This is a genomic window from Rhizobium sp. CRRU65, assembly GCF_048551595.1.
In the GTDB taxonomy this organism is placed as follows: Bacteria; Pseudomonadota; Alphaproteobacteria; order Rhizobiales; family Rhizobiaceae; genus Rhizobium; species Rhizobium leguminosarum_J.
This window is the reverse complement of sequence record NZ_JBLYZH010000009.1, coordinates 182,354-208,994: the sequence shown is the minus strand read 5'-3', so window position 1 is coordinate 208,994 and position 26,641 is coordinate 182,354. Positions and strand designations below refer to the sequence as shown.

The 26,641-nt window shown below is 60.8% G+C and carries 31 protein-coding genes; 26 read left to right on the top strand and 5 right to left on the bottom strand.

Annotation, left to right across the window (positions count from 1 at the left end; all coding sequences use genetic code 11):
- Positions 1-25: 25 nt before the first annotated feature.
- From ACM5SV_RS20015 to ACM5SV_RS19970, 10 genes are all read left to right on the top strand, one after another.
- Positions 26-1,375, top strand: a complete 1,350-nt coding sequence (locus ACM5SV_RS20015; protein ID WP_128407503.1) for an LLM class flavin-dependent oxidoreductase — start codon at positions 26-28, stop codon at positions 1,373-1,375.
- A gap of 17 nt (positions 1,376-1,392) precedes the next feature.
- Entirely contained in the window at positions 1,393-2,592 is a 1,200-nt protein-coding gene (locus ACM5SV_RS20010; RefSeq protein WP_419425364.1) for a M20 aminoacylase family protein, read from the top strand.
- Positions 2,589-3,146 (top strand): GNAT family N-acetyltransferase, encoded by a 558-nt coding sequence (locus tag ACM5SV_RS20005; protein ID WP_419425363.1) that lies wholly within the window; start codon positions 2,589-2,591, stop codon positions 3,144-3,146. The genes ACM5SV_RS20010 and ACM5SV_RS20005 overlap by 4 nt, the downstream gene beginning before the upstream one ends.
- Before the next feature lie 37 nt (positions 3,147-3,183).
- Positions 3,184-4,959, top strand: a complete 1,776-nt coding sequence (locus ACM5SV_RS20000; RefSeq protein ID WP_419425362.1) for an amino acid ABC transporter permease/ATP-binding protein — start codon at positions 3,184-3,186, stop codon at positions 4,957-4,959.
- Between the two features lie 92 nt (positions 4,960-5,051).
- On the top strand, positions 5,052-5,996 hold the full coding sequence (locus ACM5SV_RS19995; protein ID WP_419425361.1) for an ABC transporter substrate-binding protein: 945 nt from the start codon (positions 5,052-5,054) through the stop codon (positions 5,994-5,996).
- A gap of 67 nt (positions 5,997-6,063) precedes the next feature.
- Positions 6,064-6,999: an ABC transporter substrate-binding protein gene (locus tag ACM5SV_RS19990; protein WP_419425360.1), complete on the top strand. Its 936-nt coding sequence runs from the start codon at positions 6,064-6,066 to the stop codon at positions 6,997-6,999.
- A 30-nt stretch (positions 7,000-7,029) separates the two neighbouring features.
- On the top strand, positions 7,030-8,064 hold the full coding sequence (locus ACM5SV_RS19985; protein ID WP_419425359.1) for an LLM class flavin-dependent oxidoreductase: 1,035 nt from the start codon (positions 7,030-7,032) through the stop codon (positions 8,062-8,064).
- Between the two features lie 55 nt (positions 8,065-8,119).
- Positions 8,120-8,716, top strand: a complete 597-nt coding sequence (locus tag ACM5SV_RS19980) for a 2-hydroxychromene-2-carboxylate isomerase (RefSeq protein ID WP_222015293.1) — start codon at positions 8,120-8,122, stop codon at positions 8,714-8,716.
- 127 nt (positions 8,717-8,843) lie between these two features.
- Positions 8,844-9,767 carry a fatty acid desaturase gene (locus tag ACM5SV_RS19975; RefSeq protein WP_419425358.1) on the top strand — a complete coding sequence of 308 codons (924 nt, stop codon included), beginning with the start codon at positions 8,844-8,846 and terminating at the stop codon, positions 9,765-9,767.
- Positions 9,768-10,103: 336 nt separating this feature from the next.
- Entirely contained in the window at positions 10,104-10,439 is a 336-nt protein-coding gene (locus ACM5SV_RS19970; protein ID WP_222004575.1) for a hypothetical protein, read from the top strand.
- Positions 10,440-10,499: 60 nt separating this feature from the next.
- Here ACM5SV_RS19970 and ACM5SV_RS19965 read toward each other — a convergent pair whose 3' ends face one another.
- Both ACM5SV_RS19965 and ACM5SV_RS19960 read right to left on the bottom strand, forming a co-directional pair.
- Positions 10,500-11,120 (bottom strand): helix-turn-helix domain-containing protein, encoded by a 621-nt coding sequence (locus ACM5SV_RS19965; RefSeq protein ID WP_017997708.1) that lies wholly within the window; start codon positions 11,118-11,120, stop codon positions 10,500-10,502.
- Entirely contained in the window at positions 11,110-11,295 is a 186-nt protein-coding gene (locus ACM5SV_RS19960) for a hypothetical protein (RefSeq protein ID WP_222004577.1), read from the bottom strand. The genes ACM5SV_RS19965 and ACM5SV_RS19960 overlap by 11 nt, the downstream gene beginning before the upstream one ends.
- Positions 11,296-11,724: 429 nt before the next feature.
- Here ACM5SV_RS19960 and msuE point away from each other — a divergent pair, with 429 nt between their 5' ends.
- The 7 genes from msuE (at position 11,725) to ACM5SV_RS19925 (ending at position 14,711) form a co-directional block, all read left to right on the top strand.
- Entirely contained in the window at positions 11,725-12,285 is a 561-nt protein-coding gene (gene msuE / locus ACM5SV_RS19955; RefSeq protein WP_222015295.1) for an FMN reductase, read from the top strand.
- Positions 12,286-12,296: 11 nt separating this feature from the next.
- Positions 12,297-12,494, top strand: a complete 198-nt coding sequence (locus ACM5SV_RS19950) for a hypothetical protein (RefSeq protein ID WP_222015296.1) — start codon at positions 12,297-12,299, stop codon at positions 12,492-12,494.
- A gap of 134 nt (positions 12,495-12,628) precedes the next feature.
- Positions 12,629-12,805, top strand: a complete 177-nt coding sequence (locus ACM5SV_RS19945) for a hypothetical protein (RefSeq protein WP_221968295.1) — start codon at positions 12,629-12,631, stop codon at positions 12,803-12,805.
- Between the two features lie 13 nt (positions 12,806-12,818).
- Positions 12,819-12,968 (top strand): hypothetical protein, encoded by a 150-nt coding sequence (locus ACM5SV_RS19940; protein ID WP_222015299.1) that lies wholly within the window; start codon positions 12,819-12,821, stop codon positions 12,966-12,968.
- Positions 12,969-13,038: 70 nt separating this feature from the next.
- Positions 13,039-13,620: an RBBP9/YdeN family alpha/beta hydrolase gene (locus ACM5SV_RS19935; RefSeq protein WP_222015302.1), complete on the top strand. Its 582-nt coding sequence runs from the start codon at positions 13,039-13,041 to the stop codon at positions 13,618-13,620.
- 11 nt (positions 13,621-13,631) lie between these two features.
- The gene (locus ACM5SV_RS19930; protein ID WP_003555672.1) at positions 13,632-13,940 is read left to right on the top strand and encodes a hypothetical protein; all 309 of its coding nucleotides are present in this window, start codon (positions 13,632-13,634) and stop codon (positions 13,938-13,940) included.
- A 3-nt stretch (positions 13,941-13,943) separates the two neighbouring features.
- Entirely contained in the window at positions 13,944-14,711 is a 768-nt protein-coding gene (locus ACM5SV_RS19925) for a gamma-glutamylcyclotransferase (RefSeq protein ID WP_222015304.1), read from the top strand.
- Between the two features lie 25 nt (positions 14,712-14,736).
- Here the strand turns inward: ACM5SV_RS19925 and ACM5SV_RS19920 are convergent, their stop codons facing one another.
- The 3 genes from ACM5SV_RS19920 to tauA are packed head-to-tail and all read right to left on the bottom strand — an operon-like array spanning position 14,737 to position 17,446.
- Positions 14,737-15,591 (bottom strand): ABC transporter permease subunit, encoded by an 855-nt coding sequence (locus ACM5SV_RS19920; protein WP_222015306.1) that lies wholly within the window; start codon positions 15,589-15,591, stop codon positions 14,737-14,739.
- Complete coding sequence (locus tag ACM5SV_RS19915) at positions 15,588-16,376, bottom strand: taurine ABC transporter ATP-binding protein (protein ID WP_003555669.1); 789 nt, start codon at positions 16,374-16,376, stop codon at positions 15,588-15,590. The genes ACM5SV_RS19920 and ACM5SV_RS19915 overlap by 4 nt, the downstream gene beginning before the upstream one ends.
- A gap of 56 nt (positions 16,377-16,432) precedes the next feature.
- Positions 16,433-17,446 (bottom strand): taurine ABC transporter substrate-binding protein, encoded by a 1,014-nt coding sequence (tauA, locus tag ACM5SV_RS19910; RefSeq protein ID WP_017997699.1) that lies wholly within the window; start codon positions 17,444-17,446, stop codon positions 16,433-16,435.
- A 216-nt stretch (positions 17,447-17,662) separates the two neighbouring features.
- Between tauA and ACM5SV_RS19905 the strand changes: the two genes are divergently transcribed.
- The 9 genes from ACM5SV_RS19905 (at position 17,663) to ACM5SV_RS19865 (ending at position 26,615) form a co-directional block, all read left to right on the top strand.
- The gene (locus tag ACM5SV_RS19905) at positions 17,663-19,024 is read left to right on the top strand and encodes an FAD/NAD(P)-binding protein (protein WP_419425357.1); all 1,362 of its coding nucleotides are present in this window, start codon (positions 17,663-17,665) and stop codon (positions 19,022-19,024) included.
- A 202-nt stretch (positions 19,025-19,226) separates the two neighbouring features.
- A complete protein-coding gene (locus tag ACM5SV_RS19900) occupies positions 19,227-19,919 on the top strand; it encodes a GntR family transcriptional regulator (protein ID WP_003555665.1) in 693 nt (230 codons plus the stop codon).
- 408 nt (positions 19,920-20,327) lie between these two features.
- On the top strand, positions 20,328-20,930 hold the full coding sequence (locus ACM5SV_RS19895) for an amino acid synthesis family protein (protein ID WP_003538313.1): 603 nt from the start codon (positions 20,328-20,330) through the stop codon (positions 20,928-20,930).
- Between the two features lie 14 nt (positions 20,931-20,944).
- On the top strand, positions 20,945-21,790 hold the full coding sequence (locus tag ACM5SV_RS19890; protein WP_222057773.1) for an alpha/beta fold hydrolase: 846 nt from the start codon (positions 20,945-20,947) through the stop codon (positions 21,788-21,790).
- Positions 21,787-22,722 carry a flavin reductase family protein gene (locus ACM5SV_RS19885; protein WP_221968314.1) on the top strand — a complete coding sequence of 312 codons (936 nt, stop codon included), beginning with the start codon at positions 21,787-21,789 and terminating at the stop codon, positions 22,720-22,722. Before ACM5SV_RS19890 ends, ACM5SV_RS19885 begins: the two co-directional genes overlap by 4 nt.
- Complete coding sequence (locus ACM5SV_RS19880; RefSeq protein ID WP_012760774.1) at positions 22,719-23,759, top strand: LLM class flavin-dependent oxidoreductase; 1,041 nt, start codon at positions 22,719-22,721, stop codon at positions 23,757-23,759. The genes ACM5SV_RS19885 and ACM5SV_RS19880 overlap by 4 nt, the downstream gene beginning before the upstream one ends.
- 4 nt (positions 23,760-23,763) lie before the next feature.
- Positions 23,764-25,227: an aldehyde dehydrogenase gene (locus ACM5SV_RS19875; protein WP_419425356.1), complete on the top strand. Its 1,464-nt coding sequence runs from the start codon at positions 23,764-23,766 to the stop codon at positions 25,225-25,227.
- A gap of 5 nt (positions 25,228-25,232) precedes the next feature.
- A complete protein-coding gene (locus ACM5SV_RS19870) occupies positions 25,233-25,556 on the top strand; it encodes an NIPSNAP family protein (protein ID WP_003538302.1) in 324 nt (107 codons plus the stop codon).
- Between the two features lie 48 nt (positions 25,557-25,604).
- Complete coding sequence (locus ACM5SV_RS19865; RefSeq protein ID WP_221963096.1) at positions 25,605-26,615, top strand: ABC transporter substrate-binding protein; 1,011 nt, start codon at positions 25,605-25,607, stop codon at positions 26,613-26,615.
- Positions 26,616-26,641 lie beyond the last annotated feature (26 nt).

The following is a 26,641-nucleotide window of genomic DNA, read 5'->3' as shown; positions in this document are numbered from 1 at the left end:
CCGTTTCCAAAAAAGGATTGATCCCATGGCTCAAAGACACGTCACGTTCGGCATCATGCTGCAGGGTCCCGGCGGTCACATGAATGCGTGGAAGCATCCAAGCGGACCGGCCGATGCCAGCGTCAATTTCGATTTCTTCGTCAAGACGGCGCGCAAGGCTGAGGCGGCTGGCATCGCTTTCGCCTTCGTTGCCGACGGGCTCTACATCAACGAGCAGTCCATTCCGCATTTCCTCAACCGGTTCGAGCCGATCGCCATTCTCTCGGCGCTCGCCGCCTCGACCTCGAAAATCGGCCTCGTCGGCACGGTCTCGACCTCCTACAGCGATCCCTTCACCATCGCCCGCCAGTTCGCCTCGATCGATCTCATCAGCGGCGGCCGGGCAGGGTGGAATGCGGTGACCTCGCCGCTCGAGGGTTCCGGGCGCAATTACAGCCGCGAACATCCCGAACACGAACTGCGCTATGAGATCGCCGAGGACTATATCGATGCGATCAAGGGCCTGTGGGATTCCTGGGACGACGACGCCTTCGTCCGCAACCGCGAGACCGGCGTCTTTGTCGACAAGACGAAGATGCATCGCCTCAACCACAAGGGCCGCTTCTTCCGCGTCGAGGGGCCGCTCAATATCGGCCGCTCCAAGCAGGGCCAACCCGTCGTTTTCCAGGCAGGCGCCTCGGACTCGGGCATCAGGCTTGCCGGCAAGCATGCCGACGCGGTCTTCACCAATGGCGGGCCGTTCGAGGAGGCGCAGGCCTTCTACCGGCAGCTCAAGGACAGCGTAATTGCCCATGGCCGCAGTGCCGCGGAAGTCGGAATCTATCCTGGTATCGGACCGATCGTCGGAGCGACGCAGGAAGAGGCGGACGCCAAGTATCAGGCGATCCGCAACCTCGTCACCATCGAGGAGGCGCTGCTCTATCTCGGTCGCTTCTTCGATCATCATGATTTCAGCGTCTATCCGCTCGACGCGCCGTTCCCCGAGCTCGGCGATATCGGCAGGAACAATTTCCGCGCCACCACCGACCGCATCAAGAAGACGGCGCGGGAGAAGGACCTGACGCTCCGCCAGGTCGCGCTTGATTCCGCAACGCCGCGCACCGCCTTCATCGGCACGGCGGAACACATCGCCGACGAGATCATCCGTTGGGTGGATCATGGCGCCGCCGACGGCTTCATCCTCGGTTTCCCTGTCATCGCCGAGGGCTTCGACGACTTCTCCAGATACGTTCTGCCGATCCTCACGGAACGCGGCTATTTCGATCCGGTCCTGAAGGGCGAGACGCTGCGCGACCATCTCGGCCTGCCCTTCCGCGAAAGCCGCTATGCGGCTGGCGCGGACCAGGTCGAGCGCGGAAAGGCTGTCGGCGCCTGAGGCGCTGACGAACCGCAATGAACATCATCGCTCAGAACTCGCACAGCAACGATCCGGTCGAGAAAGGTATCGCCGCCTATCTCGACGAGATCATCGCGCTTCGCCACGACCTGCACCAATATCCGGAGCTTGCGTTCCAGGAGCTCAGAACCAGCAAGCTTGTGGCATCCCACCTTTCCTCCTGGGGCTATGAGGTGGCGACGGGCATTGCCGGAACCGGCATCGTCGCCACCCTCAAGCGCGGCGATGGCAAAAAGCGGATCGGCATCCGCGCCGACATGGACGCGCTGCCGATCGAGGAGGCGACCGGTCTTGCCTATGCCAGCAGCAATCCTGGTGTCATGCATGCCTGCGGCCATGACGGACATACGTCGATCCTGCTCGCCGCCGCCCGTTATCTCGCCGAAAGCGGCAATTTCAGCGGCACGCTGCGGCTGATCTTCCAGCCCGCCGAGGAAATCGGCGCCGGCGCCCGCAAGATGATCTCGGAAGGCCTGTTCGAACGTTTTCCTGTCGACGCGGTCTTCGGGCTCCACAACTGGCCGGGTGTTCCCGCGGGTCAATTCGGCTTCGTTAGCGGCCCCGCCATGGCTTCGGTCGATCAGGCGGTAATCAAGATCATCGGCAAGGGCGGCCACGGCGCCGAGCCGCACCGCGCCGTCGATCCGGTGCTTGCCTCGGCCTCCTTCATCACCGCCTTGCAGAGCGTCGTTTCCCGCAATGTCGACCCGCAGGACATGGCGGTCGCCACCGTCGGCTCGATCCATGCCGGCTCCGCCTCGAACGTCATCCCTGAGAGCGTCGAGATGAAGCTCACCATGCGGGCCTTCAGCGAGACGGTCCGCCAGCTGTTGCGAGACCGCATTCCCGCCCTTGCCCGCGCCCAGGCCGAAAGCTTCGGCGCCGAGGCGGATGTGAACTACCGCCTCGGCTTTCCGGCGCTGGTCAATCACACAGCCGAGACGGCCTTTGCCCGCGACGTCGCCTATGACGCACTCGGCCCGGCGGCGGTCGAGAAGGATTTCCGGCCGAGAACCGCGAGCGAGGATTTTGCCTTCATGCTGCAGGCAAATCCCGGCAGCTACCTCTTCGTCGGGAATGGCGACAGCGCTCCTCTCCACAATGCCCACTACAATTTCAACGACGCGATCATTGCGCCCGCCGCCCGCTACTGGGTCCGGCTCGCCGAAACCTTCCTCACTGATGACAACGGGTGATGAACGATATGAGCGATACGTTTCTCTATACCAGCCCTCTCGACCCGCGCGCCAAGCCGCTGATCGATGAATTGATCCACGAATATGACAGCCGCTACGGCAACTATTTCAATGCCGAAGGGGCCGCAGCCGAGCTGAACCGCTATCCTCCCGAAGCCTTTGCGCCGCCTGACGGCAATTTTCTCCTGTTGATCCGTGGTGGCGAAACCATCGGCGGCGGCGCCTTCAAGAACTATGACGACCGCACGGCCGAGTTCAAACGCATCTGGACGCGCTCCGATCTGCGCCGTCAGGGCCTTGCCCGCCAGGTGCTCGTGGAACTGGAGGCCCAGGCCGCCCGCCAAGGCTATTCCCGCATCTACCTGACGACCGGCTTTCGCCAGCCCGAAGCCGTCGGCCTCTATCTGAACTACGGCTACACCGCTCTCTTCGACACCTCCGTTGATCCCGAGATCTACAAGAGCCTGCCCTTCGAGAAGGACATCACCCATCTCGCTGAGCCTGCTCACGAAGATGCCGAACCGCGCCTGCGGGTGGCCGGCGCAAATTTCTGAAAACGGCAAAGACCGACAATCATAAAAGGGAAGCACAATGGCGCTGACAACGGATTTCGCCGGCATCGACCCCGGCAGCAGGACGGCAGGATCGAAGGATTACTCCCGTTACCGGATCGTGCCGGCGCGTCATCCGGGCCGCCTGGCAGGCACGATCTTTGCCGCCGTCGTCATCATCGCCGTGCTCTATTCCATCTTCACCAATCCGCGCTGGGGCTGGGGCGTCTTTGCTGAATGGTTCTTTGCCGAACCAGTGCTCGTCGGTCTCGGCAGGACGCTGCTTTTGACCGTGCTTGCCGCCATATCCGGATCCATCCTCGGGACCGCTCTGGCGCTCGCCCGCGTTTCCAGGTCGCCGCTGCTCTCAGGTCTTTCCTGGGGCTATATCTGGCTGCTGCGCTCGATCCCGGTCATCGTGCTGCTGCTGATCTTGAACAATCTCGGCTACCTCTACGAGACGATCAAGATTGGCATTCCCTTCACCGATACCGTCTTTCTCGACTATCCGACAGTGCAATTGCTGACGCCCTTTGCCGCCGCCTTCCTCGGCCTGACGCTCAACCAGTCTGCCTTCTTCGCCGAGATCGTGCGCGGCGGTATTCTCTCGGTGGATCATGGTCAGCTGGAGGCGGCCGCCGCACTCGGTCTGCCGCGCCGCCGCCAGGCCTTCCGCATCGTGCTGCCGCAGGCCATGCGCTCGATCCTTCCGACCGGCTTCAACGAACTCATCGGACTGGCGAAGAGCACCTCGATGGTCTACGTGCTGGCGCTGCCGGAGCTCTTCTATACGGTCCAGGTGATCTACCGCCGCAATCTCGAAGTCATTCCGTTGCTGATGGTCGCGACCGTCTGGTACCTGATCATCATGACGGTGCTGTCGATTGCTCAGCGCTATATCGAACGCTACTTTTCCAAAGGCGCCGTGCGCAACCCGACGCCGTTGCCCTTCCAGGCATTTTTCGAGCGTTTCCGCCGTCCGCTGCCTGTCGTCGATTCGGCGACTGACACCGTGCGCAAGATCGGTTTCCAGGATGCGGCAACGCTGCGGGCCGCAGGCGGCGCGGTGCGCATCCACGGTATCTCGAAGAGCTTCGGCTCGCTGAAGGTGCTCGATGATGTCGAGCTCAGCCTTCCCGCCGGCAGCGTGACCGCCATCCTCGGCCCGTCCGGTTCCGGCAAGTCGACGCTTCTGCGCACCATCAACCATCTGGAGCGTGTCGATGAAGGTTTTATCTCGGTTGACGGCGATTTCGTCGGCTACAGCAGGAAGGGCGACACGCTCTACGAGCTCAAGGAGAAGGATATCCTCAAACGCCGCGCCGATATCGGCATGGTCTTCCAGAGCTTCAATCTCTTCCCGCATCTGACCGTGCTCGAAAATCTCATCGAGGCACCGATCCAGGTTCGCGGCGTCGGCCGTGAGGACGCCGTGCAGCTGGCGCAGGAGCTGCTGGCACGCATCGGCCTCAGCGACAAGATCAGCGCCTATCCGCGCCAGCTTTCCGGCGGCCAGCAGCAGCGTGTGGCGATCGCCCGCGCACTGGCGCTCCGCCCGAAGGTGCTGCTCTTCGACGAGCCGACCTCGGCGCTCGATCCGGAGCTCGTCGGCGAAGTGCTCGACGTCATCAAGGAACTTGCCCGCACCGGCACGACGCTCGTCATCGTCACCCATGAGGTCGGTTTTGCCCGCGAAGTCGCCGACACGGTCGTCTTCATGGACAGCGGCCGCATCCTGGAGGCCGGCCCGCCGGCCCGCATCTTCACACAAGCGGAACATCCCCGTACGCGGGAATTCCTCGCCAAGGTTCTCTAGCGCGAAACAGCGCTGGCGAAATGCCGGGCCGCGACGGGCTGCTCCGGCCGAATAGCGACAATCACAACCTAAAGATGAAATGGAGAAGGGGCATGACATTTACAGATAGAGCAAGGCTTCTGATAGCGGGAGCCGTCACCATTGCTGCGATCGGTTTCGGTTCCGCTCAGGCGCAGCAGAAGTTCGATCTCAGCCCCGAGCAGCCGAACCGGTTGCGGGTGGAAAAGAACGAGAAGCGCATTGCCGAAGTCAAGGACTTCAAGTTCGTCGAAAGCGGCGTCTTCACCGTCGGCATCAGCTCAAGCGGCAATCTTCCGCTGCATGACTATGCCTCCGATTCCAAGACCGTCATCGGCTATGACGTCGATCTGGCGCAGGCCATTGCCGACAGCCTGGGCCTGAAGCTGGAGTTGGTTTCGGTCGCCTGGGCCGATTGGCCGCTGGGGCTGACCTCCGGAAAGTTCGACGCGGTGATCTCCAACGTGACGGTCACGGAAGAACGCAAGGAGAAGTTCGATTTCTCGACCTACCGCAAGGATGAGCTTGGCTTCTACGTCAAGGCCGATAGCCCGATCGCGGCGATCAAGCAGCCGAAGGATATTGCCGGCCTGAAGGTGATTACCGATGCCGGCACCAACCAGGAGAAAATCCTGCTGGAGTGGGATCGCGAGAACGTCGCCGCCGGCCTGAAGCCAATCGAGGTGCAATATTATGACGACGACGCGGTCAAGGATCTCGCCGTTCAGTCCGGCAGGGCCGACACCGTCTTCAGCGTGAACGCGACGCAGGCCTATTCGGCGGGGATCAACGGCAAGACCAAACTTGTCGGCACCGTCAGCGGCGGTTGGCCGATCACGGCCGAAATTGCCGTTACCACGCGCAAGGGCAGCGGCCTGGCTGCTCCCTTGACCGATGTCGTCAACGACCTGATCGCCAGTGGCGCCTATCGGAAGATTCTCGATACGTGGAACCTCGGTCCCGAAGCGATCGACAAGGCCCAGACCAACCCGCCGGGCCTGCCGAAGAGCGGTTCCTGATCAGTTCCTATAGGGCCGGCGGCATTGCTGCCGGCCACCCTGCCTGACAGTTTGGAGAATAAAAACCATGATTGCCTTTCCGGCATCCCGGACCCTGCTGATCGCCGCCATGGCGTCTGCCCTTTGCTACGGCGCAGCTCCTGCAGCCGAGGATTTCGACCTCAGCCCAGAGCAGCTGGGCCGGCTTCACGCCGCCAGGAACGATGCGGCGATTGCCGCAATCCCCAAGGATTTCAAGTTGGTCACGCCAGGCAAGTTTACTATCGCGGTCAGTCCCGGCGGCCCGCCGCTTGCTACTTATGCCACGGATGCCAAGACCGTGGTCGGGGCAGATCCCGATTATGCCTATGCCGTCGCCGATAGCCTCGGGCTGACGCTGGAGATCGTGCCGGTCGCCTGGATCGACTGGCCGCTCGGCCTCGCCTCGGGCAAGTATGATGCGGTCATCTCCAATGTCGGGGTGACCGAGCAGCGCAAGGAAAAATTCGATTTCTCCACCTACCGCCAGGGCCTGCACGGTTTCTTCGTGAAATCCGACAGCCCGGTCACCTCGATCAAGGAGCCCAAGGATGCGGCAGGCCTCAGGATCATTGTCGGGGCCGGCACCAACCAGGAACGCATCCTGGTGAAGTGGAGCGAGGAAGATGTTGCCGCGGGCCTAAAGCCGATCGAGCTGCAATATTACGACGACGAGGCAGCAAGCCTTCTCGCGCTGCGGTCCGGCCGGGCCGATGTCATCGTCCAGCCGCATGCGCAGCTCGTCTTCATCGCCGCGCGCGACAAGAACATCAGGCGCGTCGGCACGCTGAGCGCCGGCTGGCCGGATCGCTCGGACGTCGCGATCACCACCCGCAAGGGAAGCGGACTGGCCGATGCGCTGACTGTCGCCACCAACGGCCTGATCAAGGACGGCACCTACGCAAAAATCCTCGACCACTGGCATCTTTCCGAGGAAGCCTTGCCGGTATCCGAGACCAATCCGCCCGGCCTGCCGAAATACTGATCATCGGATGGCACGAGTGGAAGAGACGACATGAGCGGCCACAACATATCCATCAGCCATATCGGCTTCCTCACCCCCGGCAACTATGCCGATGACGATCCGTTGTCGGGATTGGAGCAGACGCTTGAGCAGCTGCAATATGGCGAAGATCTGGGCTTCGACAGTGCCTGGGTCCGCCAGCGGCACCTGGAGCCTGGAATCTCTTCGGCCAGCGCCTTCCTGGCGGCGGCGACGCAGCGCACCAGCCGGATCGAGCTTGGAACCGCGGTCATCCCGATCGGTTACGAGAGCCCTTACCGGCTGGCCGAAGATCTTGCCACCGTCGATGTTCTGTCCCGCGGACGGCTGAATGTCGGCGTCAGCGCTGGCCGGCCGCTACACGCCGAGCTGATCGCCCCGCTCGTCTTCGACGGCGATTGGACGGGTTACGATTTCTCGCATGATCGCGTGCTGCGCTTTGCCGACAATCTGCGTGGCACTTATCTCGGCGACGAGCAGACCTTGATCAAGACGCCCTTCGGCCCGCAGCGGCCGCGGCTGCAGCCTTATGCCAGGGGCCTGATCGACCGGATCTGGTATGGCGGCGGGTCGCAGCGCTCGGCCGAATGGGCCGGCCGCAATGGTTTCAACCTGTTGACCGGCAATGTGATAACTGGCGAGGGGACCGATGATTTCTTCACCGCGCAATCGCGGCTGATCGAAACCTATCGCGCCGCTGGCACGCAGCGCCGGGTCGCGCTGGGCCGCGTCATCGTGCCTTTCGACAGCGCCGATGCGGCAACGCGCCGCCGATATCGAGACTATGCCGATGGCCGTGATGAGCGGACGCTTTCGCCGCAGGGCGAGCGGGGCACCTTGTTTGCCCGCGATGTCGTCGGCACATCGGACGAGATATTGGCGCAACTGTTTGCCGATCCGATCCTGCCCGAGGTCGGCGAGTTGCGGCTGGAGCTTCCTTACGAGTTCGAGCACGAGGAATATCGCCAGATTCTCCACGACTTCGTGACGCGGATCGCCCCGGAGCTCGGATGGAAAGCACAATCCGAAGTTAGATCCGCTTCCTGAAAATACCGTCGCCCATTCGACGCCAGAACAATCACCTCGCAGGGAACATGCATCAGTGACCAAATCAGTAGAATACTTCTTTTCGATCGGCTCACCCTGGTCCTACATCGGCTTCGACGCCTTCGCCGAACTTGCGGCGAAGAACGAGGTCGTCATCACGCCCTATCTGACGACGGTGGTCGAGGAAAATGGCGGTATCTTTTCGCGCAACCGCCCGGAGATCCGGCGCGCTTATTGGACGCGGGACCTCAAGCGCTGGGCGCGCGTGCGCGGCAAGGAACTGCGGCTCGAACATCGCCCTGATTTGAGTGATCCGACGCCCGCGTCCCTCTTCGTGATTGCCGCCTATCTCGACGGACAGGATTGGATCGGCGTTGCCCGCGCCCTGCAGCATGCCTTCTGGAGCGAGGCGAAGGATATCGGCAAGCCCGATGTGCGCGAGGCGATCGTGACATCAGCGGGTTTCGATGGCGCAGCACTCCTCAGACGACAAGCCGACGACGATGTCCAGAACAAATGGTCGGCGGACCGCGTCCATGCGCGCGACAGCGGCGTCTTCGGCTTTCCCACCTATGTCTATGATGGCGAGATCTATTGGGGACAGGACAATTTGCCCTTCCTCGAACGTCATCTTCACGGCGACAAGCCTTAGGCTTGGATTAAGCAATCCAGCCCCCGTGGACGGATTTTTTCAGATAAGCCTATAAAATAGATAGGCTTTATTCTCTACTCCTGATGCCATGCGATAGATTGGTGTGGTTGATGGGGAAATCACGCGCATGCTCGACAGGACTTCGCAAGCCGCCGGAAACATTGCTTCCAGGCGTTCGACGGAATGGCCGACCGTCATTCTCGCACTCGTCATCCACGGCGGATTTCTCGCGCTGACATGGTGGTGGCAATCATTGCCGCTGATCGTGGCCGTGATCGCAGGAGGCTGGTTGATTGCCTGGCACGGATCCCTTCAGCACGAAGTCATTCACGGCCATCCGACGGGAAACCAAGGGATAAACGACGCGATCGGGTCGATACCGCTGTCACTGTGGCTGCCTTATCCGATCTATAAGGAAAGCCATCTGGAGCATCATCGCGACGAATATCTGACCGATCCGATCGAAGATCCGGAATCTTCCTATTTTACCAAGGCTACCTGGGAGCAGCTTGGCGCCACCGGCAGGTTGCTGGCGCGGTGGAACACCACCCTGTTCGGCCGTTTGACTATCGGTCCTGCGGTGATGCTGTTGAGTTTCCTTGGACAGGAATGGCAGCAGATACGGGCGAACGAGCCGGGACAACGTCGGATTTGGGCAATGCACGGCATCGCCGTTGCCGCCGTCCTTTTCTGGGCGATGGTCGTCTGCGGCGTGCCGCTGTGGCTTTATCTCGGTTTCGTCTATACGGGTGCTGCGATGACGCGGCTCAGATCCTATGCCGAGCACAGATATGCCGAAAGCCATGAGGAACGCACCGCCATCGTCGAAAACAGCTATCTCTTCGGCTTGCTGTTTCTGTTCAACAACCTGCACGTTCTCCATCATCGCCGGCCGGGCATTTCCTGGTATCGCCTTCCGACGGTGTATCGCAAAAACCGCGATACACTCGTCCGTTCAAATGGCGGGCTTGTCTATGATGGCTATTGGGACATCGCGCGCCGGTTTTTTCTGAAGCCGCACGACGATCCGACGCATCCTCATCATTCATAACAGGTACGGCGCCATCGTACCCGATGGTCACCGGGTTGGGCCGCCAGTGCCATTGCCACGTCTCAGCTTTGCGGGCGTGAGGCCAATTGCCTTTGCTGAGGTGCGTCGCGCGAAGCAGCAGGCGCTGTCTGGCGAAGCGAGCGTCGTTCCGCTCGAGCGATGATAGCGGACGGAATTCTGTTATCTTGGCAAGATTGCGCCATCCCATCGAAACCGTTCCATTCTATTGGAGGAAAAGATATGGGAAGATTTTTTTACATTGTTTGCTGCAATTAGTTCTTTTATCTCCCGGTTCATTGAAACGCGAAACGCCGCTGTATTGATCGGAGAGAGACAATGAACCCCGCCATGAACATGATGCCGATGATGAACAACATGATGCCTGCCATGATGAACCCGATGATGGGTGGAATGATGCCGATGGGCGGCATGCCCATGATGAACGGCGCGATGATGCCGATGATGGCCTCCATGCCGATGATGATGATGATGGGCTCCATGAAATGCACCATGACCGCCGAGGGCATGGTCTGCGAAATGAAGCCGATGGAAGGCATGGACAAGGACATGTTCATGGAATGCTGCAAGCGCATGATGTCGATGATGTCCGGCGGCATGCCCGTGATGATGAACTGCGGCGGCATGATGATGTGCTGCACGATGGCCGCCTGAGCCATCCGCCTCTCAAGGAAACGACCAGGAGCCTCCGGAAGACGGGGGCTCTTTTTTGCGTCAGACGCGAACGTCTTCGAGATAGGTCGTAACCAGGTAGAGGATTGCTTCCGTTCCCGTCATGTTTCGGTAGATATGGGGCACGTCTGCATCGAAGATGATGGCGTCGCCTTCACCCAGGATATGCGGTGCCTGCTTGCCGGCAATGATTTCGACGGTTCCTTGGGCAACGACCAGATTTTCGACTGTTCCATGCTGATGGGCATCGGCACTTTCTGTATGGTGCGGAGCGATCCTGAGCTCGTAGAATTCCACCTTTCTTTCGCCTTCGAAGGGGAAAAGAGCCCGTGTCCGGAAGCGCCCTTCGGAAGAGGCGAGGATCTTCGATCTTGCTCGCGGTACGGCAATGATCGAGGTTTCGCCGCGTTCGGCGATCAGCGCGGCGCACGGAATACCAAGAGCAAGTGCGATCTTCGAGAGAATGCTTAACGTCGGGCTGCTTTTACCCGTTTCGATTTGCCCGAGCATGGCACGGCTGACACCGGCGATCTTTGCCAGCCGGTCCAGGGAGTAGCCGCGGCGGGTGCGAATGCGCCGCAGATTCTGTCCTGTCTGAACCGTGATCTCCTCGGCGGTGTCTCTGGCTTCGCCGTCGGGAAGAAGCGCTTGATCAGACGCCATATCCCGCAATGCCCATTGCCATGACCGGGACAAAACCCCAATACGGCACCCACATCAGAACCGGCTGCATCGCAAAGGATACGGGTGCGGCCGCCTTGGACGCATCGGGCGCATCTTTGCTGCGCGATTGCCGGTAGGCCTGGAAATCGATGACATCAGCCGTCTGCAATGGCATGAAAAGCTCCCGCTAAAATCTATAAGAAGCCTATATTTTCCGCAGAGGAAAAGGCAGGGCTTGTCATCCAATCGTCCCGCTGAACCGGAAATCTTATACCAATTATATTCGACCTTGCGGCAAAGCCATTTATGGCGGGCAGTTTGCAAGAGCTCTCGCCGGGCTCGAGACATCACGATGCCGCCCGCATCAGCGTCTCCAGAAGCAGCCGAACAAGTCGCCTCCCTGCCTTTCTTCCCGCACGCGCGATCGCAGATGCCGAAGCGGCCGCCAGATCGTCGATCGCTTGTAGCGATCGCCATACAGCTTATGCGTGCCCGATCGGCGGCGAACGTTTTTTTCAACCAGGCGAAGAAGGAGAGACGCATGTTTCTTTAATCTATCAATTTTGTAGACAATAGTTGAGGCAACACAAAGAGAGGAAAAACCATGTCAGCTTTCAAACTCGTCGGCATTGCTGGCAGCTTCAACCGTCCATCGAAGACATTGGCACTCGTTCGACATGTCGCCGAACGTGCGAGCATTCGCTACGGATTTACCAGCAAGACCTATGATCTCAATGATGTCGGTCCGTCGCTCGGCAGCGCCTTGTGGCGCAAGGATCTCGACGCGCAGGCCAGGCATGTCGTCGACGAGATCGTACAGGCCGATGCCCTGATCATCGGTTCGCCAACCTACAAGGGCTCATATCCCGGCCATTTCAAGCACCTGATCGACCTGATCGACCCCCACGAACTTCGGGGCAAGCCGATTATCATCACGGCGACCGGCGGCGGTGACCGGCATGCGTTGATGGTCGAGCATCAGCTTCGGCCGCTGTTCGGGTTTTTCATGGCCCACACCTTGCCGACCGCCGTTTATGCGTCCGATCGCGATTTCACAGACTATGCGGTCTCATCCGACCCGCTGTTGGGCCGCATTAACGAAGTGATCGGCGAATTGGCGGCCTTCTTTCCCCGCGCAAACCCGGCCCTGGCGGCAGCCGAGTAAGGATCGTCGCGATGGCTCGATCTCAGGAAGCAACGATCCCCGATGCGGAACGGCCGGGGGCAAGCGAGCAATTGTGGAGCGTCTTCGAATTCGCCCGACGCTATCGTCTCGCCAAACGCGAGGAGAACCGCCTGCTGATGCTTTTCGGACCAACGGCATCGCTTCACATTCTTCTCGCCAATGCACAACGTCATTCGCTGATTTCGTAGTGCAATTCCAGCAAAAGTGCACAGCGGTTTTGCGTCCGGAATTGCATGAAAACAAAGAGATGAGCACTTCCGCAATTCGAAGAAAGACGGAAATGCTCTAGCCGAAGAATACGGGTTCCTTACAGGAGGTTCGCATGAAGCTTGATTTTCAGTTCTGGCTGAAGCTTTCGATCGGCCGGTTCCTCGGCCTGAAGCCGCCCGCTGCACGGGTGCCTGTGAATGGATCGTTCGCGCGAGACGACGAGCGCGACCGGTCCGCGCGCGAATACGAACTCCATTATTGGGGCACCATGCCCGGCCTTTGGTATTGAGGAGAACGGCGCGATGGCGATTGTCGTGGAGACCGACCTGCGTCGGGGCGGTGCGAGAAGAGCGGAAGGCAGCGGCATGTCGCATTTCAGGCATGCGGCCGGAATCTGCACGATCGTCAGCTCCTTCACATTCCTGTTCGCCCTGGTGATCGGGTGGATCTGATGAGTGATGTCCGATGTTTGCCCCAATCGAGAAAAAGGCCGACGCGCAGCTTCAAAGAGGAAGCCGTCAGATGATCGACGTACTTATTCTTCCCGGGCTTTTCGGCTCGGGAGAAGGGCATTGGCAACAGCATTGGCTGCAGGATCAGCCGGACAGTCGTCTAGTCGCTCAGGACGACTGGGACCATCCGAACCTTGACAACTGGCTGCTGCGATTGGAAGGCGCGCTTGAAGAGGCCGGCGAGGCCTATCTGGTTGCCCACAGTCTCGGATGCCTGCTTGCCGCCCGCTTGGCCGGGCGAAGTGCTGCTCGCCGCGTCAAAGCAGCATTGCTCGTTGCTCCATGCGATCTGCCGGTCACGGAAAACCTGCATCCCGGGCTTATCTCGTTTGGCGCCATGCCGACGGCGCCTTTGGCTTTTCCGAGCATTGTCGTCGGCAGCATGAACGATGCGTACATGACGGTCGATCGGTTGACCCTGTTCGGCCGCTTGTGGAACGCAGAGACCAGGAATATCGGCCTTGCCGGGCACATCAATGTCGCCAGCGGCTTTGGCCGCTGGCGCAGCGGCTACCGATTGCTGGAGGGCTTGAAGACGCAAACGCGCGGTCGAAGGCATGTCGTTTCCATGCCGCCGGCTTTTGCTATGTGAGTGGAATCGCCATGTCCGACATTGTCGCCGACCTGCTGCGCCTAAGCGAAGATCCGAATGCCGACCCGAGGACCAAGCGCCGCCAAACCATGGAGCGGCTGGTGCAGACGCTGCTCGCCATGGCAGATACCGAAATGGGATCAGAAGATCCGCAGCACCGCCATTCCATCATTCATTTGACGACGATCATCCGCGAGATGACGGGAAGGATCGCAGAGGCCGATGATGCGACGTTTTCGGCAATCGTCAGGGAGGCCGCGATGCTGATACGCAGCCTGCAGCGGCGCCAGGCCGACGCGGCCAGATTTACGGTGCACTGACGCATGACGGATATCCGGGAGCATAAGCTGGTGACGGTCCGGGGAAGCAAACTTTTGATGCCCGGATCAACAATGGCTCTGACGGACGAGCTCGTATCGCTGAGCCTTCGCCCCGCGATTGATGTCGGCCCGGAGCCACACCGAAAACCGCTGACCGAAGCGGAGGTGGAGATGCTCGCCAACCGGCTTCTTCACGAGTCTACCGGCACGCCGCTTTGGATCTTCGCCTATGGCTCATTGATATGGAAGCCGGACTTCGATGCCGTCGAATCGCAGCATGGCGCGACAAGAGGGTGGCATCGCTCCTTCTGCCTGCAGATGACCCGCTGGCGGGGAACGCGGTCCCAGCCGGGCCTGATGATGGCACTTGACCGTGGTGGGCGATGCAACGGCGTCGTCTTCAGGCTTGCCGATGATGACCGCCTTGGCCAGATTCGGCGGTTGATCCGCCGTGAGGTCGGCACGATCGAAGACGCAGCGACGGTGCGCTGGATCCCGGTCGCAACCGCGCATGGGCTGGTGCGTGCGCTGGTCTTTTGGGCTGGTCCGAAAGGCGAGCGTGTTTCCCGCAAATTGCCGCTGGAGACGGTGGCGCAGGTACTTGCGAGAGCCTGCGGGCACATGGGCTCCTGTGCCGAGTATCTGTATCTAACGGTGAAACATCTGGAAGAACGTGGCATCCGGGACCGCAATTTATGGCGGCTTCAGAAGCTGGTCGCAGCCGAGCTCGTCGCCATACACGGGCTGAACGCGGCGGCGGGAAACCATTGAATATCGCTCCCTGCCCGCCCTCCGGTCAGAGCTTGCCCTTCCAGGGCACGAGGTACGCCTCCAGAAACCGGATGACGGCCGAGAAGGTGAACGCGCAGATCGCAATGATACCGATACCGACGAAGACGACGTCGGTCGCCAGGAACTGTGAAGCCGACATGATCATGAAACCAATCCCGCGCGTAGAGGCGATCAATTCAGCTGCAACCAGCGTACCCCAGCCGACACCGAGCGCAATTCGAATGCCGGTGAGGATCTCGGGCAGGGCCGACGGCAGGACGATATCAAGGAAGAGCTGCAGCCGGCTAGCGCCCAGCGAACGCGCGGCATTGACGCGCTCGATCGGCAGCGCACGGACGCCGGCCTGGGCCGAGAGGCAGATCGGTGCGAACATCGCAAGCACCAGCAGCGTGATCTTCGACGTCTCGCCGATGCCGAGCCAGATGATCATCAGCGGCAGGTAGGAGAGCGGCGGAAGCGGCCAGTAGAATTCGATCGGCGCGTCGAGCACCCCTTTTGCCCATCGGTTCAGGCCCATGAGCAATCCGAGTGGGATGCCGGCGGAGACGGCGATCAGGGCGGCGACGACGATGCGGAACAGGCTTGCAAAAACATGCTCGGACAGCGACGCACCTGCGTAACCGTCGCGATAGATGGCGCCGATCTGTGTCAGCACCTCGTCAGGACGCGGCAGAAACAGGTGTGGAACGACACCGAGCGCAGAGACGACCCACCACAAAAGCAGTATGGCCAGCGCTGTCGCAATGCTGATGGCCACCGTCGATTTCTCGCCGGCTCCAAAGCCCGCCATTTTCACCAGCTTGACCTGATGGTCCTCTCTACCCGCCGCAATCGGCGGTGCCTGCACTATATCGCTCATGCGGCGCTCCTGAGGTCTTCGGTGCTGTGGAGAATGGCGCGGATCTCCTCGCGCAGCTCGGCAAATTGCGGCGACGCCTTGATTGATCGGGCGTCGCCGGTTTCGGCGAAGCGGCGAACGAAATCCAGATCGAAGCGCGCAACGACGCGCCCCGGTCGAGGTGACATGACCAGGACCTGCGTGCCCAGGAACAAGGCTTCTTCGATCGAGTGCGTGATGAAGAAGACCTTCTTTGCCGTCTTATCCCAGATGGAAACCAGCAGTTCCTGCATCTGCTCGCGCGTCAGGCTGTCGAGTGCGCCGAACGGCTCGTCCATCAGCAGGATGTCGGGATTTGTTGCCAGAGCCCGTGCGATGCCGACACGCTGGCGCATGCCGCCCGACAGCTCGTAGGGAAAAGCGCCGGCGAATTCGTCGAGACCGACGAGCCGGAGCAGCTCCAGGGCGCGCGCTTGGCGCTCCCTGCGCTTGACCCCGGCGAATTTCAAACCGAGCGCGACATTGTCGATCACCGATTTCCAAGGTAGCAGCGAGTCTTTCTGAAAAACGACGCCGCGATCTGCGCCGGGTTGTTCAACCGCACGGCCATCGAGCGTGATCCGGCCATCCGAAAGCGGAAGGAAGCCGGCAATCGCGTTGAGAAGGGTTGATTTGCCGCATCCCGAAGCGCCGAGTGCGACGACGAAGCCCCGTTCGGGAATATCGAAGGAAACGCGATCGAGTGCGTGAACCGTCCGCCCGTCGCGGGCTGCGAAGAAAACGCTGGCGTGATCGACTTTAAGCATGTTGCCGCTCGCAAGTTCGATGCCGGCGCGGTAAGCCGCGCCGGCGCTGGGGAGGATCAGTTGCTGACGCCGGTGAGGGCATCTGCGGTGACGAAGGCGCCGTAATTCGCCTGTACATCGGAAACCTTACCCTGTTCCTTCAGGAACGATGCCGTGTCCTTGAGAATCTTGCCGGCACCCGCCTTTTCGCCGCCGCCGAGCCAGGCATCCGATGCCTGGACCTCAGGTGTCAGAAGCGTGAGGTTCTTCAGGGCCGATGCCTGCTGGTCGGCTGTTCCGCCGAGAAGCTTGGCAAGTGATTTGGCGTTGTCGCTGTCGGGACCCCAGGCGGATTTGTCCGATGCGAAGGACGCGTAGTATTTGTTGATGACCGAAGCGAAGCCCTTCAGAAAGTCCGGGTTGTCGGCGGCAAATTTCGAGGTCGCGACCCAGGCCGAGAATGTCGGCGCACCCTTGTCTGCCACGTCCTTGGAGGTGACGAGAACCTTCCCGTTCTTCTTCAGTTCGGTGAGCGCCGGATCCCAGACGAAGCCGCCATCGATATCGCCGCGGTTATAGCTGGCGACGATTTCGGGCTGGGGGATGGCGAAGACCTGAACGTCTTTTTCGGTCAGGCCCAGCGATTTGATCAGCGCCAGGAGCTGATAGTGGTCCGTGGATACCGGCGCGGCAGCAAGCTTCTTGCCCTTCAGATCATTCAGGCTTTCGATGCCGGAACCGTTGCGGACGACGAGAGCCTCGTCGATGCCCGAGATGGAGGCGAGGTAAAAAGCCTTGACCTCGAGCCCGCGTGATACCGCAGCCGCAAACGGGCTGGAGCCGACATAGCCGATCTGGACATCGCCGGATGCAATGGCCGCAAAGATTTCGGCGCCGGAATTGAACCTGCGGAAGTCGATGTCGTATCCCGTCTCCTTGGCGAATTCACCATTGGCGATCGCCACGGAAGACGGCAAGGCGTCGGTCTGATAGGCGACAACGACCTTCTTGTCCGCCGCTTCGGCGACAACAGCCGTTGCAAAAGTGCCGACGCCGACGGCGATCGCGGCAACCAAATTCCTGAAATTCATCTTGAGCCCCTTTGTTCAGGGCCGGACGGCCCTTGATCTCACCCTCAAAAGCGTAATGGTTGGGGAGGGGCTAGCGGGAGAAATAACAAACTATATTTATAGACAATAGAGATAATTGTTTCGTGATTCTGCCGCTTGTGCGATCAACAGGGACCGGCGAGCGACATTGGGCTTGAATGACGAAATATCTCGATGACGCTCTGAGCTTCAGGGAGAATGTATTTGGCATATGATGTTATCGTGGTCGGTTCCGGTTTTTCAGCGATAGCGGTTACCTGCAATCTCATCGAGCAGCTTCCCGCTTCGGCGAAGGTCGCCGTCGTCGGCGACGATCCTGGTTTCGGCCGCGGGACGGCTTACCGGACGGAGCTCTATCTCCATCGCCTCAATGTTCCGGCCGGCCGCATGAGCCTTTTGCCGCATCAACCCGACGACTTTGTCGACTGGCTTAAAAGCCATGGCCGTCCGTTGCAGGCCGGCGATTTCGCCTCGCGCAGCGATTATGGTCTTTATGTCCGCGATACGCTTGCACGGTTGCTTCGAAAGCGGGACGGCCGTTGCCGGGTCGATTTCATCAAGGCTAAGGCAGCGGGATGCGTTGAACGTTACAGCAGCACGCTGGCCTTCCATCTCGGCAACGGTGACGAGATTGCCGGGAAGACCGTGGTGCTCTGCCTCGGCGTCGGGAACGCGACCCTTCCGGTCGCTCCGGACGGAATTCCGCCATCGCTGCGATCGCGGATCATCGAGAACCCGTGGCGGCTTTCGTGGCTGAGGCGCGTCGCACCATCCGATGCGGTGTGTATCCTCGGATCCGGCCTGACGATGATCGATCAGGTGCTGGCGCTTCGCGCCCATGGCCACCGCGGCAGGATCGATGTGCTTTCGCGGCGCGGGCTCGCACCCCTCGGGCACGCTTGGAAGCCGCCAGTGCCTCTGCCGATCGACGTCGAGAAGCTTCCAGATACGATCAGCGGCATATTGAAGACCCTGCGGGGAAAGAGCAGGACGGTTGCCGACTGGCGAGCCGTGATGGACGGTCTGAGGCCTGCAACGCAAGCTCTCTGGCAACGGCTTTCGGGCGAGGAACGTGCACGATTCCTCAGGCATGCGCTTCCCTGGTGGAACATCCACCGTCACCGGGTCGCGCCTGACGTGTTCGACAGGTTTGAGACATTGGTCTTGGACGGAACTGTTCGTTTCCACGCAGGCTTCATGAAATCGCTCGGGGCCGAGGAGGGCCGGCTTGTTGCCGGCTACAGGGTCAGAGCGGCGCGCGAGATCGCCGAGATCAGGGCGGACTGGCTCGTCAACTGCACGGGAATGGAGCGGGCCGGGATCAGTCATTCACCGCTTTTGAAGGAAATGAGCCGCTTTGAGTTGATCGCCCCCGATCCTCTCGGCCTCGGGATCCAGGTGGACGCCGCTTCCGAGGTGATAGCCCCGTCGCGGATCTCGCCGGCCCGACTATTTGCGGTCGGTGCCCTGACGGCGGGGCAATTCTGGGAGATTACCGCCGTTCCGGATATCCGGGTGCAGGCCAAGGCCGTGGTCGAAGAGATCGTTTCAAGAGGCTAGCTCCCGACGTGTCGGCAGCAGATCAAAGGTGCTGCAACGTCCTTTGCGCGTCTGAAAAGACGAGCGGCGCTATAGGTCGGCACAGCGCTTGTTGAATTGCCGGGCGCCGACAGCTACAGTATCTGGTACGCCATAATACGATTCTTGCATTCGGCTGCCGCGGCGGAAGTTGAGCGTGCAAAGTCCAACACTGAGGTACAGAATGAGCGGCGCTCTAAAGGACGCAATTCGAGTCGAGCGTCCTGCAAAGACCTTGCGGGAATTGGCGCTCGACAAGGTCCGCGAAGCCATCGTCAACGGATATTTCCGTCCCGGAGATCGCCTTGTCGAGCGTGACCTCTGCGCCCAGCTCGGCGTCAGCCGAACAGTCGTGCGCGAGGTTCTGAGGCATCTGGAATCGGAAGGGCTTGTCGCCAATCTGCCGAACAAGGGGCCGATCGTCGCGCAGCTCGACATCGGGGAAGCCAAGCAGATCTATGAGATCCGTGGCGCGCTGGAAGGCATGGCGGCGCGGCTGTGCGCGGAGCGCCGCAGCCCCGAGATCGTCGCTGCGCTGGAGGAATCTCTGGCCGGGATCCGCAACAGTTACCGCGATAACGATATGGCGGCTGTGCTGACGAACACCTCTTCCTTCTATCATACGCTGTTCACGATGGTTGACAGGAACGTTGCCTGGGGTGTCGTCAATCTTCTCACCGTGCGCATCAACCACCTGCGCTCGATGACGATCAAGACGGAGAGACGCGGCATCGAAGGCCCGCTGCAGATGTCGAAGATCGTCGACGCCATCCGCCGCGGCGACGGCGAGGGGGCTTACCGGGCGGCGATGGATCACGTCGCCGCCGCGAGCGCGATTGCCGAAGCGGTGCTGTCGGGGAAGAAGCCTGCCGACTAGGCACGAGCGGCCCGTGCCGCTTCCCCGCAGGCCTGGCAAAGCGCTCATCTCAGCTGTCGATATCACTCCATTCGCGATGATGTTCCGCGCAATTTAGCGGAACCCATACTCCGCGCTTGACACGCAACTTTGTCCAATGTGATGGTATGCCATATTAAGTAATATGTAAGGCGGTAGCATGGACTGGGATGACCGACTTCTGCACTCGGCCTGCCTCCACGGGCGCCGCCGTGTCGTTTGTCAGCTGACAACGCGCTGACGGGAAGAAAGCGCTGCCCGGTGGGTCGAAGGGCGCACGCGCGGCAAATCGAAAAACTCGCCTTGGCCTAAACTGCTCCTCGAGGGAACCAACTTGACACTCATATATTATGGTATACCATAATACGAAATTGAGAAATGAGGTGCTCGATGGCCATTCAAATTCGCAAGACGGGACTGCAGATCGAAACGACGCTGATCGAAGGCGGCAAGGCCGCGGCGGTTCCGCTGAAGCTGTTTACCGCCTTCGCGGTCGTGAAGAATCCCTGGGCCGGTCGCGGCTTCGTCGACGACCTCAAGCCCGAAATTCACGCAGGCGCTCCGGTGCTCGGCGAGTTGCTGACCAAGATGATCATCGATGCGGTCGGGTCCGGCGAAGCTGTCGAAGGATATGGAAAGTCCGCTGTCGTCGGCCTGGACGGCGAAATCGAACACGGATCCGCGCTTATCCACACGCTGCGTTTCGGCAATTTCTATCGCCAGGCCGTCGGCGCCAAGTCCTATCTCGCCTTCTGCAACACACGCGGTCCGGCCAATGCGCCGATCATGATCCCGCTGATGGACAAGAACGATGAAGGCCGCCGTTCGCACTACCTGACCATCCAGACGTCGATCCCCGACGCGCCTGCTGCCGACGAGATCGTCGTGGCTCTCGGTGCTTCGATAGGCGGGCGCCCGCATCACCGCATCGGCGACCGCTACCAGGATCTGAAAGACCTGGGGCAGGACGTTGCCAATCCTGCGGGCGTTTGAAGGAGCGCTCTGAGATGCTGACGGCCGGATCGACCACACGCACCGCTGCAGCAACAAACGCCGCCGGTGCCTTGCCCCGAAAAAAGACGGCAAGCGGAACGGCCTATCACGAGGCCGGCAGCGGTGAGCCGTTGGTTCTCATTCATGGCGTCGGCATGCGGCTGGAGGCCTGGGCTCCGCAGATCGCATTCCTGTCTGCGGGCCATCGCGTCATCGCCGTCGATATGCCGGGACATGGCGAGAGCGCAAAGTTGCCGGCGGGCAGTCGGCTCGAGGAGTTCGTCGACTGGTTCGGACGCTTTCTCGACGAGATGGCAATCGACACGGCAAATGTTGCCGGACACTCGATGGGGGCACTGGTTTCAGGAGGGGCGGCCGTGACCTTTGGCGAGCGGATCAGCCGCGTCGCCTACCTCAACGGCGTCTACAGGCGTGATCCTGAAGCAAAGGCCGCCGTGCTTGCGCGCGCCGCGGCCATTCCGGTATCGGGCGTCGACAAGGAAGGCCCTCTGGCCCGCTGGTTCGGCGATGATGCAGACAGCGTCACTGCGCGTGAATTGACGCGAAAATGGCTGAACCTCGTTGATCCCCAGGGCTATGCCGTCGCTTACGCCGCCTTTGCGGGAGGAGACGAGACCTATGCCAACGGCTGGAAAGACGTGGCTGGTCCGGCCCTGTTTCTGACGGGGTCCGATGATCCGAACTCGACGCCCTTGATGGCGACGCAAATGGCAGAGCTTGCGCCGCAGGGCTACGCTCGCATCGTCGAAGGCCATCGTCATATGGTGAACCTGACCGCGCCTGATATCGTCAATTCGCTGCTCGCTGAGTGGCTGTCGTTCGGGGAGGATGAACGATGACAATCCAGACTGTCGACCCAAGAGCACTGCGAGATGCATTCGGGGCCTTTCCGACCGGGGTGACTGTCGTCACCGCCTGTGACGGGGATGGAAATCCGATCGGCTTCACAGCGAACTCCTTCACCTCAGTCTCGCTTAATCCGCCTTTGCTGCTCGTCTGCCTTGCCAAGTCGTCGCGCAATTTCGCCACCATGACCGGAGCACAGCACTTTGCGATCAACGTGCTTTCGGAAACGCAGAAAGACGTGTCGAACACCTTTGCACGCCCGGTCGAGGACAGGTTTGCGGCGGTCGAGTGGGCGAAGGGATCGGCAGGCTGCCCGATATTCTCGAACGTTGCGGCCTGGTTCGAATGCGCCATGGAAGAGGTCATCGAGGCTGGCGACCACGTCATCTTGATGGGGCGCATCGAAGCTTTCGACAATAGCGGCCGCAACGGTCTCGGCTATGCGCGTGGCGGTTATTTCACGCCGACGCTCGCAAGCAAGGCGGTGTCCGCGGCAAGCGAAGGCAATATGGAACTTGCAGCCGTTGTCGAACGCCGCGGCGAGGTTCTGCTGCTCGGCGAAGATGTGCTCTCCCTGCCAGGTGTCGATGCCCATGACGGCAGTCCGACCGAGACGCTGCAAAAATACCTGGAAACGCTCACCGGGTTGAAGGTCAGCATCGGCTTTCTCTATTCGGTTTATGAGGGCAAGAGCGACGGCAAGCAGCACATCGTCTATCACGCCGTTGCCGGAGAGGGCGAGCCCGCCGGCGGCAGGTTCCTGAAGCCTGACGCATTGGTTGCGGCAAAGTTCAAGACCAGTTCGACTGCCGATATCGTCAACCGTTTTGCGATGGAAAGCTCGATCGGCAATTTCGGCGTCTATTTCGGCGACGAGACCGGCGGCACTGTTCACCCAATTCCAGCCAAGGACGCAAAAGAATGAAGTTCTCCCTCTTCGTCCATATGGAGCGGCTCGACGCCAATCAAAGCCATAAGAGCCTCTACGAGGAATTCGTCGCGCTTTGCGAGATCGCCGACAAAGGCGGCATGCACGCGATCTGGACCGGTGAGCACCATGGCATGGATTTCACCATTGCGCCCAACCCGTTCGTGACCATTGCCGATCTGGCACGCCGCACATCGCGGGCACGGCTCGGAACGGGGACGGTGATTGCCCCCTTCTGGCATCCGATCAAGCTTGCCGGTGAGGCGGCCATGGCCGATATCATCTGCGACGGAAGGCTGGATATCGGTATCGCGCGCGGGGCCTATTCCTTCGAATACGAGCGTCTGTTGCCCGGTCTCGATGCCTGGGGTGCCGGTCAGCGCATGCGCGAGCTCATCCCGGCGGTCAAGGGCATATGGGCCGGCGACTACGCCCATGACGGGGAATTCTTCAAGTTTCCGTCGACCACCTCGGCGCCGAAACCGCTGCAGCAGCCGAACCCGCCCATCTGGGTGGCAGCGCGCGATCCGAATTCGCACGAATTTGCCGTCGCCAACGGCTGCAACGTTCAGGTCACGCCCCTCTGGCAAGGCGACGACGAGGTTCAGTCGTTGATGGAGCGCTTCAACGACGCATGCGCCAAGCATCCCGAGATCGAGCGGCCCAAGATCATGTTGCTGCGCCATACCTATGTCGGCTCGTCGGCGGACGATGTCGCTCAGGCCGCCCATGAACTCAGCGTCTACTACAATTATTTCTTCGCCTGGTTCAAGAATGAGAAGCCGGTTACCCAGGGTCTGATCGAACGGATCCCGGACGACCAGATCAGAGCAAACGCGATGCTGTCGGACCAGGTCATGCGCACCAACAACGTCGTTGGCGATGCTGAGACCGTCATCGACCGGCTCAAGGCGTATGAAGCACTCGGTTATGACGAATATTCCTTCTGGATCGACACCGGCATGAGCTTCGAGCGCAAGAAGGCGTCGCTCGAACGCTTCATCACCGAGGTCATGCCGGCATTTCAGGAGTAACACCATGCGGCGTTTCCAGCACTATATCGACGGCGAATTTTCAGATGGCGCAGCCAGCTATCCGAGCATCGACCCCGCTTCCGGCGCGGTCTGGGCTGATATGCCCGAAGCGCGCGAGGCCGATGTCGACCGGGCTGTCAACGCGGCCGACAGGGCGCTTTACGATGGCCCCTGGCCGAAACTGACGGCCACCCAACGCGGCAAGCTGCTTTACAAGCTGGCCGATCTGGTTGCCGCCAACGCGCAGATCCTCGCAGAACTGGAGACGCGCGACACCGGCAAGATCATCCGCGAAACCTCGGCGCAGATCGCTTATGTCGCCGAATACTATCGCTACTATGCCGGCATCGCCGACAAGATCGAAGGCGCCTACCTGCCGATCGACAAGCCCGACATGGATGTCTGGCTTCGCCGCGAGCCGATCGGCGTCGTTGCGATGGTCGTGCCGTGGAACAGCCAGCTCTTCCTGTCTGCGGTGAAGATCGGACCGGCGCTTGCGGCCGGCTGCACGATGGTGGTCAAGGCCTCGGAAGACGGGCCGGCGCCGCTTCTCGAATTTGCACGGCTCGTGCACGAGGCAGGCTTTCCCGCCGGCGTCGTCAACATCATCACCGGTTTCGGCGCGTCGTGCGGCGCCGCCCTCGGCCGGCACCCGAAGGTTGCGCATGTCGCCTTTACCGGCGGCCCTGAAACCGCCCGGCACGTCGTTCGCAACTCGGCCGAAAACCTCGCCTCCACCTCGCTTGAACTTGGCGGCAAGTCGCCATTCATCGTCTTTGCCGATGCAGATCTCGAGAGCGCTGCCAATGCCCAGGTCGCAGGCATCTTCGCCGCGACAGGGCAGAGCTGCGTTGCCGGATCGCGCCTCATCGTCGAACGCAGCGTCAAGGACAAATTCGTCGCCCTGCTACGGGATAAGGCGGAGGCGATCCGGATCGGTGCTCCGCTCGATATGGCGACAGAAGTCGGCCCGCTTGCCACCAAGCGCCAGCAGGACAATATCGGCGCCCTCGTCGCCAAGTCGATTGAAAGTGGCGCCCGCCTTGTCACGGGAGGACGCAAGATCGACGGCGACGGCTATTATTTCCCGCCGACGATTCTCGACTGCGACGATGTCGCCTCGCCCTCGCTGATCGAGGAATTCTTCGGGCCGGTCTTGTCCGTCGTGTCGTTCGAGACGGAGGCCGAGGCGCTGCGGCTCGCCAACGATACCCGTTATGGCCTGGCTTCCGGCGTCTTCACCCAGAACCTGACCCGGGCGCACCGGTTGATGAAGGGGCTGCGAGCCGGGATCGTCTGGGTCAACACCTACCGCGTGGTCTCGCCGATCGCGCCGTTCGGCGGTTTCGGCCTGTCCGGCCATGGCAGGGAAGGCGGCATGGCCGCGGCGCTCGACTATACCCGCACCAAGACGATCTGGCTCAGGACATCGGACGATCCGATCCCCGATCCCTTCGTGATGAGGTAGCGCCGATGTTTTACGAAATCCGCACCTATCGGCTGAAGAACGGCACCATCCCGCAATATCTCAAGGTCGTCGAGGAAGAGGGGATCGAAATCCAGAAGAGCCATCTCGGCACGCTCGTCGGTTACTTCTTTTCGGAGATCGGAACGATCAACGAGATCGTTCACATCTGGGCCTTTGCGAGCCTGGACGACCGGGAGGCGAGGCGCCAGAGGCTTCTGGCCGATCCCCGGTGGCAGGCCTTCCTGCCCAAGATCCGCGATCTGATCGAAGTGGCGGAAAACAAGATTATGAAGCCAGCCAACTTTTCTCCCAGGAGCGAGGCGCACTGACGGCATAAGGCATACCCGTAGGACAAACCAGAACAAGGATAAGGGAACATGAAAACAACATTTGCTGTCGCGGCGGTTGCCGCATTCGTGGCTGTGTCCGTACCGGCGCGCGCCGACAACATGGTCTTCTCGAGCTGGGGAGGAACGACCCAGGACGCGCAGAAGGCCGCATGGGCCAGCCCGTTCACGGAGAAGACCGGTATCACCGTCGTGCAGGACGGGCCGACGGATTACGGCAAGCTCAAGGCGATGGTCGAGGCTGGCCAGGTCACCTGGGACGTCGTCGACGTCGAAGGCGACTATGCCGCCCAGGCCGGCAAGAATGGCCAGCTCGAGAAACTCGATTTCTCGGTCATCGACAAATCCAAGCTCGATCCGCGCTTCGTGACTGATTACTCGGTCGGCAGCTTCTATTATTCCTTCGTCATCGGCTGCAATGCCGATGCCGTCACCGCCTGCCCGAAGACATGGGCGGATCTGTTCGACACGGCAAAGTTTCCGGGAAAGCGCACATTCTACAAGTGGTCGGCTCCCGGCGTGATCGAAGCGGCGCTGCTTGCCGACGGTGTGGCCGCCGACAAGCTCTATCCACTTGATCTCGACCGCGCCTTCAAGAAGCTCGATACGATCAAATCGGATATCGTCTGGTGGTCGGGCGGCGCACAGTCGCAGCAGCTTCTGGCATCCGCCGAGGCTCCCTTCGGCAGTGTCTGGAATGGCCGCATGACCGCGCTTGCGGCGAGCGGTATCAAGACCGAGACCTCATGGGAACAGAACATCACCGCTGCGGATTCGCTCGTCGTGCCGAAGGGTTCGCCGAACGTGGAAGCCGCGATGAAGTTCATTGCAATGGCGACTTCTGCCGAACCGCAGGCCGCCCTTGCAAAAGCCACCGGATATGCACCAATCAACGTTGACTCGGCCAAGCTGATGGATCCGGAGACGGCCAAGACCCTGCCGGATCAGCAGACGGCCAGCCAGGTGAATGCCGATATGAACTACTGGGCTGATAATCGCGATGCCATCGGCGAGAAGTGGTACGCCTGGCAGGCGAAATAGCCTGAAACTTGAGATGAACGGGTACG